At 61.5% G+C, this 14,573-nt stretch carries 10 protein-coding genes; all 10 read left to right on the top strand.

What is annotated here, in order from left to right; genetic code table 11:
• The first annotated feature begins 118 nt into the window (after window positions 1-118).
• The 10 genes from E5678_RS18525 to E5678_RS18570 all read left to right on the top strand — a co-directional run bounded on the left by E5678_RS18525 (window position 119) and on the right by E5678_RS18570 (window position 14,502).
• Window positions 119-2,050 carry a type IV pili methyl-accepting chemotaxis transducer N-terminal domain-containing protein gene (locus tag E5678_RS18525; protein ID WP_136179898.1) on the top strand — a complete coding sequence of 644 codons (1,932 nt, stop codon included), beginning with the start codon at window positions 119-121 and terminating at the stop codon, window positions 2,048-2,050.
• The gene (locus E5678_RS18530; RefSeq protein ID WP_136179899.1) at window positions 2,043-2,750 is read left to right on the top strand and encodes a response regulator transcription factor; all 708 of its coding nucleotides are present in this window, start codon (window positions 2,043-2,045) and stop codon (window positions 2,748-2,750) included. Before E5678_RS18525 ends, E5678_RS18530 begins: the two co-directional genes overlap by 8 nt.
• Before the next feature lie 238 nt (window positions 2,751-2,988).
• Window positions 2,989-4,179 carry a nitrate/nitrite transporter gene (locus E5678_RS22920; protein ID WP_348770381.1) on the top strand — a complete coding sequence of 397 codons (1,191 nt, stop codon included), beginning with the start codon at window positions 2,989-2,991 and terminating at the stop codon, window positions 4,177-4,179.
• Window positions 4,180-4,200: 21 nt separating this feature from the next.
• Window positions 4,201-5,829: an MFS transporter gene (locus E5678_RS18540; RefSeq protein ID WP_136179901.1), complete on the top strand. Its 1,629-nt coding sequence runs from the start codon at window positions 4,201-4,203 to the stop codon at window positions 5,827-5,829.
• Between the two features lie 163 nt (window positions 5,830-5,992).
• Entirely contained in the window at window positions 5,993-9,799 is a 3,807-nt protein-coding gene (locus tag E5678_RS18545; RefSeq protein ID WP_136179902.1) for a nitrate reductase subunit alpha, read from the top strand.
• Between the two features lie 20 nt (window positions 9,800-9,819).
• Window positions 9,820-11,352, top strand: a complete 1,533-nt coding sequence (gene narH, locus E5678_RS18550) for a nitrate reductase subunit beta (RefSeq protein WP_136179903.1) — start codon at window positions 9,820-9,822, stop codon at window positions 11,350-11,352.
• Between the two features lie 11 nt (window positions 11,353-11,363).
• A complete protein-coding gene (gene narJ, locus E5678_RS18555) occupies window positions 11,364-12,047 on the top strand; it encodes a nitrate reductase molybdenum cofactor assembly chaperone (protein ID WP_136179904.1) in 684 nt (227 codons plus the stop codon).
• A gap of 20 nt (window positions 12,048-12,067) precedes the next feature.
• Window positions 12,068-12,799: a respiratory nitrate reductase subunit gamma gene (gene narI / locus E5678_RS18560; RefSeq protein ID WP_136179905.1), complete on the top strand. Its 732-nt coding sequence runs from the start codon at window positions 12,068-12,070 to the stop codon at window positions 12,797-12,799.
• A gap of 31 nt (window positions 12,800-12,830) precedes the next feature.
• Entirely contained in the window at window positions 12,831-13,676 is an 846-nt protein-coding gene (locus tag E5678_RS18565) for a peptidylprolyl isomerase (RefSeq protein ID WP_136179906.1), read from the top strand.
• Between the two features lie 133 nt (window positions 13,677-13,809).
• Entirely contained in the window at window positions 13,810-14,502 is a 693-nt protein-coding gene (locus tag E5678_RS18570) for a carbonic anhydrase (RefSeq protein WP_136179907.1), read from the top strand.
• The last annotated feature ends 71 nt before the right edge of the window (window positions 14,503-14,573 follow it).

Genomic DNA, 14,573 nt, shown 5'->3' on the forward strand with positions numbered 1-14,573 from the left:
TAAAGATTCATTCTAAATGAATGTATAAATCCCGCTGAAGAATAGGTCCTTTGCGCCCTGGTCGCGCGACTTCCGGCGCCGGTTTCCGATTCGGTCGAAAAACCACTACCCTAGCGCCATGTCGGCCAACGTATCCCTTTCCAACAAACTCATGCGCATTGGCGCAGGCTTGTTGCTGCTGGCGCTCACTTCCATCGGCCTGACTTTGTGGGTGACCTGGCAGCTGGAAGGCGGCGCTGCGGCCGTCAACGAAGCCGGGCGCATGCGCATGCAGACCTGGCGGCTGGCCAGTGCGGTTCAGGCCCAGGCGCCGCCCGACCGGATAGCCACCCTGGTGGCCGAGTTTGACCAGAGCCTGGCTTTGCTGCGCCGTGGCGATGCGTCCCGCCCTCTGTTTGTGCCCTGGGACGAGGCCGCGCGCCGCGAGTTCGCGGCGGTCCAAGCGCTCTGGATGGCCGAGCGGGAAGAGTGGTTGCAGCGCGGACGGCTGGATCCCGCGGACTCGCAAAGGCTGGCTGGTGATTTTGTGTTGGCCACCAACCGCTTTGTGTCCACCATCGAAAAGCAGCTGTCGGGTTACACCGCCATATTGAATCTGTTCCAGATGGTGATGATGGCCCTGGCCGTGCTGGGCGCCGTGGTGATGCTCTACACAGGCTACATGTACGTGATCAATCCGCTGGGGCAGCTCCACCGCGGCCTGGCGCGCCTGGAGGCGGGCGATTTCGGCACGCGCGTCGAAGTGGACACCAACGATGAGTTTGGCCAGGTGGCCGGTGGATTCAACCGCATGGCGGCCACCCTGCAATCGCTCTACACCGGGCTGGAATCCAAGGTGCAAAGCAAGACGCATCGCATTGAAGCGCAGCGCGCAAGGCTGGAGGCCCTGTACGAAGTCAGCGCTTTTCTGGCCAAGGCCAACTCCATCGAAGAACTCTCCAAAGGTTTCTCCAGCCGCGTGCGGGCGGTGATGAAGGCCGACGCGGTGGCGGTGCGCTGGTCGGACGAAGCCAACCAGCGCTACCTCATGCTGGCCACCGATGCCTTTCCGGCCGACATGCAAGAAGACGAGCGCTGCCTGATCGCCGGCGCCTGTGCCTGCGGCAACCTCAAGTTCGACGCCAGAACCCGCGTGATTCCCATCCGGAGCCATGAAGCCGCACCCATGCAGCATTGCGCCAAGGCCGGCTACACCAGCCTGGTGAGCGTGCCGGTGCGCTTGCAGGCGCGTCTGATCGGTGAGGTGGATCTGTTTTTCCGAGAAGAGGTCCAGCTCAATGCCGACGAGGTTGAGTTGCTCGATGCGTTGGCGAGCCACCTGGCCAGCGCGCTGGAGGGCTTGCGCGCAGCGGCGCTGGAGCGCGAAGCAGCGGTGGGCGAGGAGCGTTCCTTGCTGGCGCGCGAGCTCCACGATTCCATCGCGCAGTCGCTGGCGTTCCTCAAAATTCAGGCTCAGCTGTTGCGCACCGCTGTGAACCGGGACCAGCCGGACAAGGTGCAGGCTTCGCTGAACGAACTCGACGAAGGGCTGCGCGAAAGCATTGGCGATGTGCGTGAACTCCTGGTGCACTTTCGCACACGCACCAGTGCCGAAAACATTGAAGAAGCCCTCAACGAAACGTTGCAAAAATTCAAACACCAGACCGGTCTTGCCACCCGCCTGGACGTCCGCGGTGAAGGCCTGCCCCTGCCGCCCGATGTGCAGGTGCAGGTGTTGCATGTGGTGCAAGAGGCCCTGTCCAACGTGCGCAAACACGCCAAGGCCACGCGAGTCACCCTGTCGGTGGAAAAAGGCGAAGCGTGGCGTTTTGCGGTGGAAGACGATGGCGCAGGCTTTAACAGCAGCGTCACTTTGAACGAAACCCATGTGGGCCGAAAAATCATGCATGAACGTGCCGGGCGCATTGGCGCCACCGTGAGTTTGAAAACCTCGCCGGGCCATGGCACCCGGCTGGAGCTGACCTTGCCGCCCCATCCGGTGGCCGGCACCGCTGCGCCGCAGCCCGGGGCGCTGCGGCCGTCTAACCTGACCCTTGTTGCGCATGACTGAAGTTGCCTCGCACCGAATCCAGCTGCTGCTGGTGGATGACCACAACCTCTTTCGCCGGGGCCTGCGCGCGCTGCTGGAGCAAGATGACCGATTTGAAGTGAGCGCTGAAGCGGGTGATGTGGGGGAGGCGCTGCGAAGGCTCGCCGAGGTTCAACCCGATCTCATCTTGCTGGACAACCACCTGCCCGGTGTGCACGGTGTCAATGCCATCCCGGCCCTCAAGGAGGCCGCTCCCAATGCCCGGGTGCTCATGCTGACGGTGAGCGAAGACGCGAAAGACCTGGCCGAAGCCTTGCGGGCGGGTGCCGATGGCTACTTGCTCAAAACGGTGGAGTCCGACCACCTGTGCGATGCCATCGTCAAGGTACTGGACGGCGAATCCATCATCAGCCCCGAAATGATGACCAAGCTGGTTTCGGCGTTCCGGGCCAAGCCAGGGTCCAGCACGGTAGACCAGGCCCCAGCCTTGGTTTCCGGCGCAGGCCATACCCGTGCATCCGAAGCCTTGCTGTCACTGTCTCCCAGAGAGCGCGAAATTTTGTTGCTGATCGCGAGGGGCGACGCCAACAAGGTGATTGCCCGCGAACTGAACATCGCCGAGACCACGGTGAAGATCCACGTGCAGCACATTCTGCGCAAGCTGGGTCTGAGCTCGCGGGTTCAAGCGGCGGTATACGCCACTTCGCAAGGCCTCACATGATCCAGATCAAGTCCGGCGTCTATTGAGGCCCCGGTAGTTCCTCAGAACGATGGCCCCGAATGGGGCCATCGTTCTTTTGGACGGGCACAGACGGCCCATTGGTGGATGTTCAGTCAGGCCTGAACAGCGGACAGTCATGCCATGTCTTCTGGAGAAAGAACATGGCCTCTGAGTTGAGAAACCAAAAAATGCCTGGTCGGTGCTGATCGTCAGCACGTTGGCCTTCACCGTGTGCTTCATGGTGTGGATGATGTTTGCCGTTGTCGGCATTCCGCTGAAACAAACGCTGGGCCTGAACGCCACCGAATTCGGCTTGTTGATGGCGATGCCGGTCCTTTCGGGCTCGCTGGTGCGCGTGCCGTTGGGCATCTGGACCGACAAATACGGTGGCCGTATCGTGATGACGGCCCTGTTGGCCGCCACGGTACCCGCCATCTGGCTCATGGCCTATGCCACCGAGTACTGGCACTTCCTGACCATCGGTCTGGTGCTGGGGCTGGCGGGTGGCTCGTTCTCGGTCGGAACGCCCTATGTGGCCCGCTGGTTTCCCAAGAACCGCCAGGGTCTGGCCATGGGCATCTTTGGTGCCGGCAATGCCGGTGCGGCGCTCAACAAGTTTGTCGCGCCCGCCTTGCTGGTGGCTTTCGGCTGGACCATGGTGCCCAAGGTTTACGCCGCCATCATGCTCGGCACCGTGATCGTGTTCTGGTTGTTCAGTCACCAGGACCCCGCCCACCTGGTGCCGTCCAACACCAAGTTCACCGACCAGCTCAAGTCTCTGAAAGACCCCCGCGTGCTCAAGTACTGCCAGTACTACAGCATCGTGTTTGGCGGCTATGTGGCGTTGAGCCTGTGGATGGTGCAGTACTACGTGGGTGAATACGGGCTCGACATCCGTGTGGCCGCCTTGCTGGCCGCCTGCTTCTCTTTGCCTGGCGGCGTCTTGCGTGCCGTGGGTGGCGCCATGTCAGACAAATACGGGGCCCACAGCGTGACCTGGTGGGTGATGTGGGTGAGCTGGATCTGCCTGTTCCTGTTGTCGTACCCGCAGACCGATTTCACCGTGATGACCGTCAACGGTGCGGCCACCTTCCACCTGGGCCTGAACGTGTACGCGTTCACCTTCCTGATGTTCACCCTGGGCATCGCCTTCGCTTTCGGCAAGGCCAGTGTCTTCAAGTACATCGCCAACGACTACCCCGGCAACATCGGCGCCATCAGCGGCATCGTGGGCCTGGCCGGCGGCATGGGCGGGTTCATTCTCCCCATTCTTTTTGGCGTCCTGATGGACCTCACCGGCGTGCGCTCCAGCGCCTTCATGCTCATGTACGGCGTGGTCTGGGTTTCCCTGATCTGGATGTACTGGACCGAAGTGCGCAAGGCCAGTCCGATGGGCGATCCGTCCAAAACCCTTTCCACCCAAAACTGAGCCCCAGGGCCAGAAAACACCATGAATCAAAAGACCAACACCGGTCCCGACATCCAGGACTGGCGACCCGAGGACGAGCAGTTCTGGGAATCCACGGGCAAGAAGATTGCCTACCGCAACCTCTGGATCTCGATTCCGGCACTGCTCTGCGGCTTTGCGGTCTGGGGCATGTGGGGCATCATCACCGTGCAGATGATGAACCTGGGCTACCCCTTCAGCCAGGCCGAGTTGTTCACCCTGACCGCGATTGCGGGCCTGGCGGGCGCGACGATGCGCATCCCTGCTTCGTTCCTGATCCGGCTGGCCGGCGGGCGCAACACCATCTTTCTCACCACGGCCATGCTGCTGGCGCCAGCCATCGGCACGGGCATCGTGCTGCAGCACCCCGAGTGGCCGCTGTGGTCATTCCAGCTGATGGCCTTGTGGTGCGGCGTGGGCGGCGGCAACTTCGCCTCGTCGATGTCCAACATCTCCACCTTCTTCCCCAAGCGCCTGCAGGGCACCGGCCTGGGTCTGAACGCCGGCCTCGGCAACCTTGGCGTGACCACCATGCAGATCGTGATCCCGCTGGTGATGACCTTACCGCTGCTGGGCGCTCTGGGCGGCGAGCCGATGACACTGGCGAAAGACAGCGGCTGGATCTTCGGCAAGATTCCTGCGGGCACCGAAACATGGATTCAAAACGCAGGCTTTGCCTGGCTGCTGTCGTTGGTGCCGCTGGCTGTTCTGTGCTGGTTCGGCATGAACAACCTGAAGACGGTTTCGCCCGACACCGGTAGCCCCATCGTCGCATTTGCCAAGATCACCTGGCTCTACACCCTGTCGTTTATTCCCGCGGGTGTGGGCCTGTACCTGTATTTGCCCGCACCCAGTGGCCTGGGCGTGTTGAACATGTGGCTCGCCATGCCGCTGATCATCGTGAGCACGCTGATGGTGATGAAGCTCACCGCCTTTGGTGCGATGAAAGAAAACGTGGCCAAGCAGTTCGCGATCTTCAGCAACAAGCACACCTGGTCGCTGACCGTTTTGTACATCGTCACTTTCGGCTCGTTCATCGGCTTCGCGGGCGCGCTGCCGCTGGCGATGAAGGTGATTTTTGGTATCAGCCACGTGGTGGATGCCAATGGCGTCATGCAACACACCCTGGCGAATCCCAACGGGCCGTCGGTGCTGACCTACGCCTGGATCGGCCCGTTCGTGGGTGCCGCGATTCGTCCTGTCGGCGGCTGGCTTTCCGACAAGGTGGGTGGTTCCATCGTGACCCAATGGGTGTGCGCTGTGATGGCGGCCGCCGGTGTCGCGGTGGGTTATGTGATGCAACTGGCCTACCAGTCGGCCACGCCTGAAGAATACTTTTTTGTCTTCCTCGCGTTGTTCATGGTGCTGTTCGCCGCCAGCGGCATCGGCAACGGTTCCACCTTTCGCAGCATTGGCGTGATTTTTGACCGTCAGCAGGCAGGCCCCGTGCTGGGCTGGACATCGGCCGTGGCCGCCTATGGCGCCTTCATCGCCCCGGTGGTGATCGGCCAGCAAATCAAGTTGGGCACGCCCGAGATGGCGATGTACGGATTTGCGGTGTTCTATGCACTGTGCCTGATCCTGAACTGGTGGTTCTACCTGCGCGCGGGCGCAGAAATCAAAAACCCTTGAAGGAAATGGCTACCCCCCGCGTCACCTTCGGCGCCACCCCCCTGGAAGTGGGGCGACACCAGCCGTCTGGCAAAGCCAGCCCGGCGGTGTCCCTGGCTTCAACAACTTCACGCGCACCGGTTCTGCAACTTGCAGCAGCCCCTTTCATTTCTGGAGACCTCACATGAGCCACTTCCTCGATCGCCTCAGCCACTTTTCTGCCCCAACGGAGAGCTTCTCCGATGGCCACGGTACCGTCACCGGTGAAGACCGCACCTGGGAAGACGCCTACCGCAACCGCTGGGCCCACGACAAGATCGTGCGCTCCACCCACGGTGTGAACTGCACGGGCTCCTGCTCGTGGAAGATTTATGTCAAGGGCGGCATCGTTACCTGGGAAACCCAGCAGACCGACTACCCGCGAACGCGGCCCGATCTGCCCAACCACGAGCCACGTGGCTGTGCCCGTGGTGCCTCGTATTCCTGGTACCTGTACTCCGCCAACCGCGTGAAGTACCCCATGATCCGCGCGCGCCTGCTCAAGCACTGGCGCGCCGCATTGGCTGTGTCCAAGAGCCCGGTCGACGCCTGGGCCAGCATTGTTGAAAACGAATCGGCCCGCAAAGAATGGCAACAGCAACGTGGCCTGGGGGGCATGGTGCGCAGCACCTGGGATGAGGTCAACCAGCTCATCGCCAGCGCCAACGTGTACACCGCCAAAAAGTACGGACCGGACCGCGTGATCGGCTTCTCGCCCATTCCCGCCATGTCCATGATCAGCTACGCGGCCGGCTCGCGCTACCTGGGACTGATCGGTGGCGTGCCGCTGAGTTTTTACGACTGGTATTGCGATTTGCCGCCCGCCAGCCCGCAGGTGTGGGGCGAGCAAACCGACGTGCCCGAGTCGGCCGACTGGTACAACTCCACCTACATCATTGCGTGGGGCTCCAACGTGCCGCAAACGCGCACCCCCGACGCCCACTTCCTGACCGAGGTGCGCTACAAGGGCGCCAAGACGGTGGCCATCACGCCCGACTACGCCGAGATCAGCAAGCTCTGTGATTTGTGGATGCACCCCAAGCAGGGCACAGACGCGGCCATCGCCATGGCCATGGGCCATGTGATCCTGAAAGAGTTTTACTTCCCCGAAGGCGGCAAGCAGCGCAGCAGCTATTTCGACGACTACGTGCGCCGCTTCACCGACATGCCCATGCTGGTGCAACTGGAAGAGCGCACCTTGCCCGACGGCCGCACGGTGGTGGTGCCTGGCCGCTACCTGCGCGCCAGCGATTTCAACGGCAACCTCGGCCAGGACAACAACGCCGACTGGAAAACCCTCGCGTTCGACACGCAGGACAAGGTGGTTTTGCCCAATGGTTCCATTGGTTTCCGCTGGGGCGCCGAAGGCCGCGCAGACACCGGCAAGTGGAACCTGGAAAACAAGGAGGCGCGCCACGATACTGAAGTAAAGCTCAAGCTCAGCTTGATGGAAGGCGAGGGCAGCGAATACGACGTGGGCGAGGTGGGCTTCCCGTATTTCGGTGGCATCGACACGCCCAATTTCGACTCCAACAAGCAGGCCGGTGCGGTGGGCGACGTGATCGTTCGGCAGGTGCCGGTGCGCCGCATCAAGCTCGGCAAAGAAGGCGAAGAGCGCACCATGCTGGTCGCCACGGTGTTTGACCTGACCGTGGCCAACTACGGCGTCGGACGTGGCTTGCCGGGTGAAAACGCCGCCACCAGCTTCGACGATGACACCCCTTACACCCCCGCCTGGCAAGAAAAGATCACCGGCGTCAAGCGCGACCAGGTGATTGCCGTGGCGCGCCAGTTTGCCGACAACGCCGACAAGACCAAGGGCAAGTCCATGGTCATCATCGGTGCGGCCATGAACCACTGGTACCACAGCGACATGAACTACCGCGGCATCATCAACATGCTGATGATGTGCGGCTGTATCGGCAAGAGTGGCGGCGGCTGGGCGCACTATGTGGGCCAGGAAAAGCTCCGCCCACAAACCGGCTGGACGGCGCTCGCTTTTGCGCTCGACTGGATCCGCCCACCTCGCCAGATGAACGGCACCAGCTTCTTTTATGCCCACACCGATCAGTGGCGCTACGAGAAACTGGGTGTAGAAGAAATCCTCTCGCCGCTGGCCGACAAAGCCAAATTCGGTGGCAGCCTGATCGATTACAACGTGCGCTCCGAGCGCATGGGGTGGTTGCCCAGCGCACCGCAGTTGCAGACCAACCCGCTGCAGGTGGTGAAGGATGCTGCTGCCGCGGGCATGGACCCCAAAGACTACGTCGTCAAGTCGCTGAAAGATGGCTCGCTCACCATGAGCTGTGAAGACCCGGACCATCCTGACAACTGGCCGCGCAACCTGTTTGTCTGGCGCTCCAACTTGTTGGGCTCCAGCGGCAAGGGCCACGAGTATTTCCTGAAGCACCTTTTGGGCACGACCCACGGTGTGCAGGGTAAAGACCTGGGCCCTGAAGAGGCCAGGCCCACCGAAGTGAAATGGCACGACAAGGCACCTGAAGGCAAGCTTGATCTGTTGATCACGCTCGACTTCCGCATGAGCACCACCTGTCTGTATTCCGACATCGTGTTGCCCACGGCCACCTGGTACGAGAAGAACGATCTCAACACCAGCGATATGCACCCCTTCATCCACCCGCTGTCAACAGCGGTGGACCCCGCATGGCAGAGCCGCAGCGACTGGGAAATCTACAAAGGTTTCGCCAAGGCTTACAGCGAAGTCTGCGTGGGCCACCTGGGCGTGGAAAAAGAAGTGGTGCTCACGCCATTGATGCACGACACGCCCGCCGAACTGGCGCAGCCGTTTGGCGTGCAAGAGTGGAGCAAGGGAGAGTGCGAACTGATTCCTGGAAAGACCGCGCCGCAAATCACGGTGGTTGAACGCGATTTCCCCAACACGTTCAAGCGTTTCACGGCCCTGGGTCCACTGATGCAAAAGGTGGGCAACGGTGGCAAAGGCATTGCCTGGAACACCGACGTCGAAGTGCAGCAGCTGATAGAGCTCAACGGCAAGGTGCTGGCCGAAGGTGTCACCAAGGGCATGGCCAAGATCGAGTCCGATATCGACGCCTGCGAGGTGGTGTTGCAGCTGGCCCCCGAGACCAACGGCCATGTGGCTGTGAAAGCCTGGGATGCCCTGAGCAAAATCACCGGCCGGGACCACACCCATCTGGCCCTGCACCGCGAAGACGAAAAGATCCGCTTCCGCGATATTCAGGCCCAGCCGCGCAAAATCATCAGCTCGCCCACCTGGAGTGGCATTGAGAGCGAGACCGTCAGCTACAACGCCGGCTACACCAACGTGCACGAATACATCCCGTGGCGCACGCTCACGGGTCGCCAGCAGTTCTACCTTGACCACCCCTGGATGATCGCGTTCGGTGAAGGCATGACGACCTACCGCCCACCGGTCGATTTGAAGACGGTGAACGAGATGATCGACCGCAAGCCCAACGGCAACACGGAAATTTCGCTCAACTTCATCACGCCACACCAGAAGTGGGGCATTCACTCGACCTACACCGACAACCTGATGATGCTCACGCTGAACCGGGGCGGCCCGGTGATCTGGTTGAGCGAAGACGACGCCAAGAGCGCCGGCATTGTGGACAACGACTGGGTGGAACTGTTCAACACCAACGGCGCCATTGCGGCGCGTGCGGTGGTGAGCCAGCGGGTCAAAAACGGCATGGTGATGATGTACCACGCGCAGGAGAAGATCATCAACACCCCCGGTGCCGAGATCACCGGAACGCGCGGTGGAATTCACAACTCGGTGACCCGCATCGTCACCAAGCCCACGCACATGATCGGCGGCTACGCGCAGTTCAGCTACGGCTTCAACTACTACGGAACCATCGGCACCAACCGCGACGAGTTCGTCATCGTGCGCAAGATGCGAAAAATTGACTGGCATGACGGCCAGGGCACGGACACGGTTCAAGCCTAAGCACGCACAGGAGAAACAACATGAAAATTCGCGCTCAAATTGCCATGGTGCTGAACCTGGACAAGTGCATTGGTTGCCACACCTGCTCGGTGACCTGCAAAAACGTCTGGACCAGCCGCCCTGGCATGGAATACGCCTGGTTCAACAACGTTGAGACCAAGCCCGGTATTGGTTACCCCAAAGACTGGGAAAACCAGGACAAGTGGAACGGTGGCTGGGTCCGCAAAGCCGACGGCTCCATTCAGCCCAAGCAAGGGGGCAAGTGGTCGCTGTTGATGAAGATCTTCAGCAACCCCAACATGCCGCAGATCGACGATTACTACGAACCCTTCACCTTCGATTACGACCACCTGCAGTCGGCCAAGGAAACCAAGGCGCCGCCCACCGCGCGCCCACGTTCTTTGATCACCGGCAAGCGCATGGAGAAGATCGAGTGGGGCCCAAACTGGGAAGAAATTCTTGGCGGTGAGTTCAGCAAGCGCAGCAAGGACGCCAACCTGGCGAACTTCGAGCAGGCCCAGCGCGACATGGTGGGCCAGTTCGAAAACACTTTCATGATGTACTTGCCACGCCTGTGCGAGCACTGCTTGAACCCCGCTTGCGTGGCCTCATGCCCATCGGGTTCGATCTACAAGCGCGAAGACGACGGCATTGTGTTGATCGATCAAGACAAGTGCCGCGGCTGGCGCATGTGCGTGAGCGGTTGCCCTTACAAGAAGATTTATTACAACTGGCAAAGTGGCAAGGCCGAGAAGTGCATCTTCTGCTACCCGCGCATCGAAGCCGGCCAGCCAACGGTCTGTTCGGAAACCTGTGTGGGCCGCATCCGCTACCTGGGCGTGGTGCTGTACGACGCCGATCGCATTCTGGAAGCCGCCAGCGTGCCCGACGAGAAGGACCTGTACCAGGCCCAGCTCGACATTTTCATGAACCCCAACGATCCCAAGGTGATTGAGCAGGCGCGCCTGGATGGCATACCTGATGCCTGGATCACCGGCGCTCAAAACAGCCCGGTTTACAAAATGGCCATGGAGTGGAAAGTGGCCTTGCCGCTGCACCCCGAATACCGCACCCTGCCCATGGTCTGGTATGTGCCACCGCTCTCGCCCATCACCTCGGCGGTCAACGCGGGGCACATGACGTCGAATGGCGAGTTGCCCGATGTGTCGCAGATGCGCATCCCGGTGCAATACCTGGCCAACCTGCTGACCGCCGGCGACACCGGCCCGGTGGTGCGAGCGTTGGAGCGCATGCTGGCCATGCGTGCCTTCCAGCGCGCCAAGCACGTGGACGGGGTGCAAAACCTTGCTGTGCTGGAGCAAACCGGCTTGACGGTGGCGCAGGTGGAAGAGATGTACCAGATCATGGCCATCGCCGACTACGAAGACCGTTTCGTGATCCCTACCTCGCACCGCGAGTACGCCGAAAACACCTTTGACATGCGCGGTGGCTGCGGCTTCACGTTTGGCAATGGGTGCTCTGACGGCGCCAGCGAAACCAGTCTGTTCGGCGGCGAAAAGCGCCGCACGATTCCGATTCAATCCGTGGTCTGAAGGAGCTCGCCATGAAAGAAACCCGTTATTCCCTGCGCGCTCTGGCCCGTTTGCTGGCGTACCCCGATGCCGATCTGCGCGCCGATCTGGCCCCGCTGATTGCGGCCATCGACGAAGAAGAGGCTGTGCCTGCACCGCGGCGCGCAGAGTTGCGCGCGCTGGCCGCTGAGCTGAAGCGGCTGGACCCTCTGGAGGTAGAAGCCCGCTTCGTCGAGACCTTCGACCGCGGCCGCTCAACCTCGCTTCACCTGTTTGAACACGTGCACGGCGATTCGCGTGACCGCGGCCCGGCGATGGTCGATCTGGTGCAGACCTACGAAAAGGCCGGGCTGTTCCTGGGCCCTGAGGAATTGCCCGACCACCTGTGTGTGGTGCTGGAGTTCGCCTCCACCCAGCCGCCCGGGCTGGCCAAGGCTTTCCTGGGCGAAATGGCCCACATCTTGAACGCCATTTTCAGCGGTTTGCTCAAGCGTGAAAGCCCTTACGCGGCGGTGATCGCAGCGGTGCTGGAGCTGTCTGGGCAGAAGGCCCAGGCTGTGGCCATCCAGGCCGACGAAGCCATTGACGATGCCTGGGCCGAGCCCGAAGCGTTTGATGGCTGCAGCACCAAAGGCCAGGCCGGCCCTGGCGAGGCCCAGCCGATTCACATCGTTCGCAAGAAACCGGCTGGTGCGTCAGAACGCGCCACAGCCTGAACGGACACGGAGTATTCACCATGACCTACCTCAACCACCTTGTTTTTGGCGTGTATCCCTACATCGCCCTGGCCGTGTTTCTGCTCGGCAGCCTGATGCGCTTCGACCGCGATCAGTACACCTGGAAGAGCGACTCCTCGCAGCTGCTGCGCCATGGGCAATTGCGCTGGGGCAGCAACCTGTTCCACGTTGGCGTCTTGTTTCTGTTCTTCGGTCACACCTTCGGCATGCTCACGCCGCATTTTGTGTACGAAGCCTTCCTGACGGCGGGCAACAAACAGCTGCTCGCCATGATCTCGGGCGGCATCTTTGGCCTGTTCGGGTTTGTGGGCGTGAGCTTGCTCTTGCACCGCCGCCTGAGCGATGACCGCATCCGCGCCAATTCCAAGACGAGCGACATCGTGTTGTTGTGGTTGTTGTGGTTGCAGTTTGCGCTGGGCCTGGCCACCGTGCCGCTGTCGGGTCAACACCTGGACGGCTCGGTGATGATGATTCTGGCCGAGTGGGCTCAACGCATCGTGACCTTCCGTGGCGGTGCGGCCGAGCTGATGCTGGGCATGCACCCCATCTTCAAGGCCCACATGTTCCTGGGCATGAGCATTTTCTTCATCTTCCCCTTCACCCGACTGGTGCACGTGTGGAGTGGCTTTGGCACGCTGGCCTATGTGTTCCGCCCTTATCAGGTGGTGCGCAGCCGCCGCTTGGGCATGACGCCCAAAGCGCCCCTGAGCCAACGTGACCCTGCCGCCTGATCGTCGCGAGTTCACCCAAAGGATATTTGCCATGAACGCTTCTTCTACGACTTCTTCATCCACCGGTTGCGGCAGCGACAGCTGCGCCTGCGCCGGGTTGGCACAGCCCCAAATGGCGAGCGTCAATGGCATTGCCTTGCACGAACCGGGCGAAACGCTGGACCCCCAGGTGCTGCGCGAGCGCGCCTACACCGAGTTGCTGCGCCAGCAAGGGGTCAAGGCGGGCTTGCTGCCGCGTTACGGCGGCCTGAGCTACCGAGAGCCCGACGAGGCGCAGCGCCAGATCATGGAGGCCATGGTGGAGTCGGCGGTGGAAGTGCCAGAGCCCAGCGAATCGGAGTGCCAGCGCCACTATGAGGCGAAGAAGAACCGCTTCATCGTGGGGCAGGCCCTGCATGTGCGCCACATCCTGTTTGCGGTCACACCCGGTGTGAATGTGCACGCCCTTTCGCAGCGTGCCGAGGTGGCGCTTCTGGAGCTGACGCGCAAAGAAGTCGCGCCCGGCCATTTCGAGAAACTGGCGGCGGAGTTGTCCAACTGCCCATCCAGCACCCAGGGGGGTGACCTGGGCTGGCTCACGCCGGAAGACTGTGCGCCCGAGTTGGCCAACGAGCTGTTTTTCCAGAGCGATTCGCGCTGGGGCATGGGTGTTCACCCGCGACTCGTGCACACGCGTTTTGGCCTGCACATCATTGAAGTGCTGGGCCGCAAGAAGGGCCGTTTGCCTGAGTTTTCCGAGTTGCGCGAGCAAATCTCGTCGAGGCTGCAGTTGCAATCGCGCACGACTGCCCTGCGGCAGTACATGCTGTTGCTGGTGGGTGAATCCAAAGTCGAGGGCCTTGAGTTGGAAGGGACTGATTCGCCGCTGGTGCAATGACCCACCCCCGCCGCGCTGCGCGCGACCCCCTCAAGGGGGCGATGCTGGCGGCCCGGCAAAGCCGGTTCCGCGGCATCCTGGGTTGGGGTCGTCGCTGTCCTGACTTGCCTTGGACAGACCGGAGGATTTCGATATGAAGACACTTCCCGAACAAGACGATCTCTTGCTGCGCCTGCGGGATTTCCATTCGGACTATTTCCCGCGCAACCAGCAGCGCTTTCAGGATTTGGTGGCCCATGGGCAGCACCCCAAGACGCTGTTCATTGGCTGTTCCGATTCGCGGCTGGTGCCGCACTTGTTGACGGGTGCGGGGCCAGGGGAGTTGTTTCAGGTGCGCAATGTGGGGGCGTTTGTGCCGCCCTATGACGGCTCCTATGGCCTGCATGGCACCACGGCGGCGATCGAGTTTGCTGTGCTGAGCTTGAAGGTGGAGCGCATCATCATTTGTGGCCACAGCCATTGCGGCGCGATCAAAGCAGCGTACGAGGGGGCACCCGCCGAAGCGGTGGCGCTCACCGCGTGGCTCAAACTGGTAGATGACGCCTTGCTGCCGATGCAGCCCGGGGCGGAGGTGTTGCGCCGGACCGAGCAGCGTGCGGTGGTCTTGCAGCTGGAGCGGCTGATGGAATACCCCTTTGTGCGTCGCTCGGTCGAGGCCGGGCAACTCAGCCTGCACGGCTGGCACTGTGTGCTGGAAGACGGGGAGGTGCATGTTTTTGATGCAGAACAAGGCGCGTTCGTGCCGTCGTCGGTCGCCTCCCACAGCGGAACGGGCCCCTACCAGCCTTATGTAGAGCAAGAAGACCAATTGATTGAAGGGGTTTGAGCGGCCGGCGTATTTAACCCGGATAAAAAGTGTGGCAAAAGACCTTTTTTGTGACCCGATTGAACCCGACG

It is taken from the genome of Hydrogenophaga sp. PAMC20947, from assembly GCF_004795855.1.
Taxonomy (GTDB): domain Bacteria; phylum Pseudomonadota; class Gammaproteobacteria; order Burkholderiales; family Burkholderiaceae_C; genus Hydrogenophaga.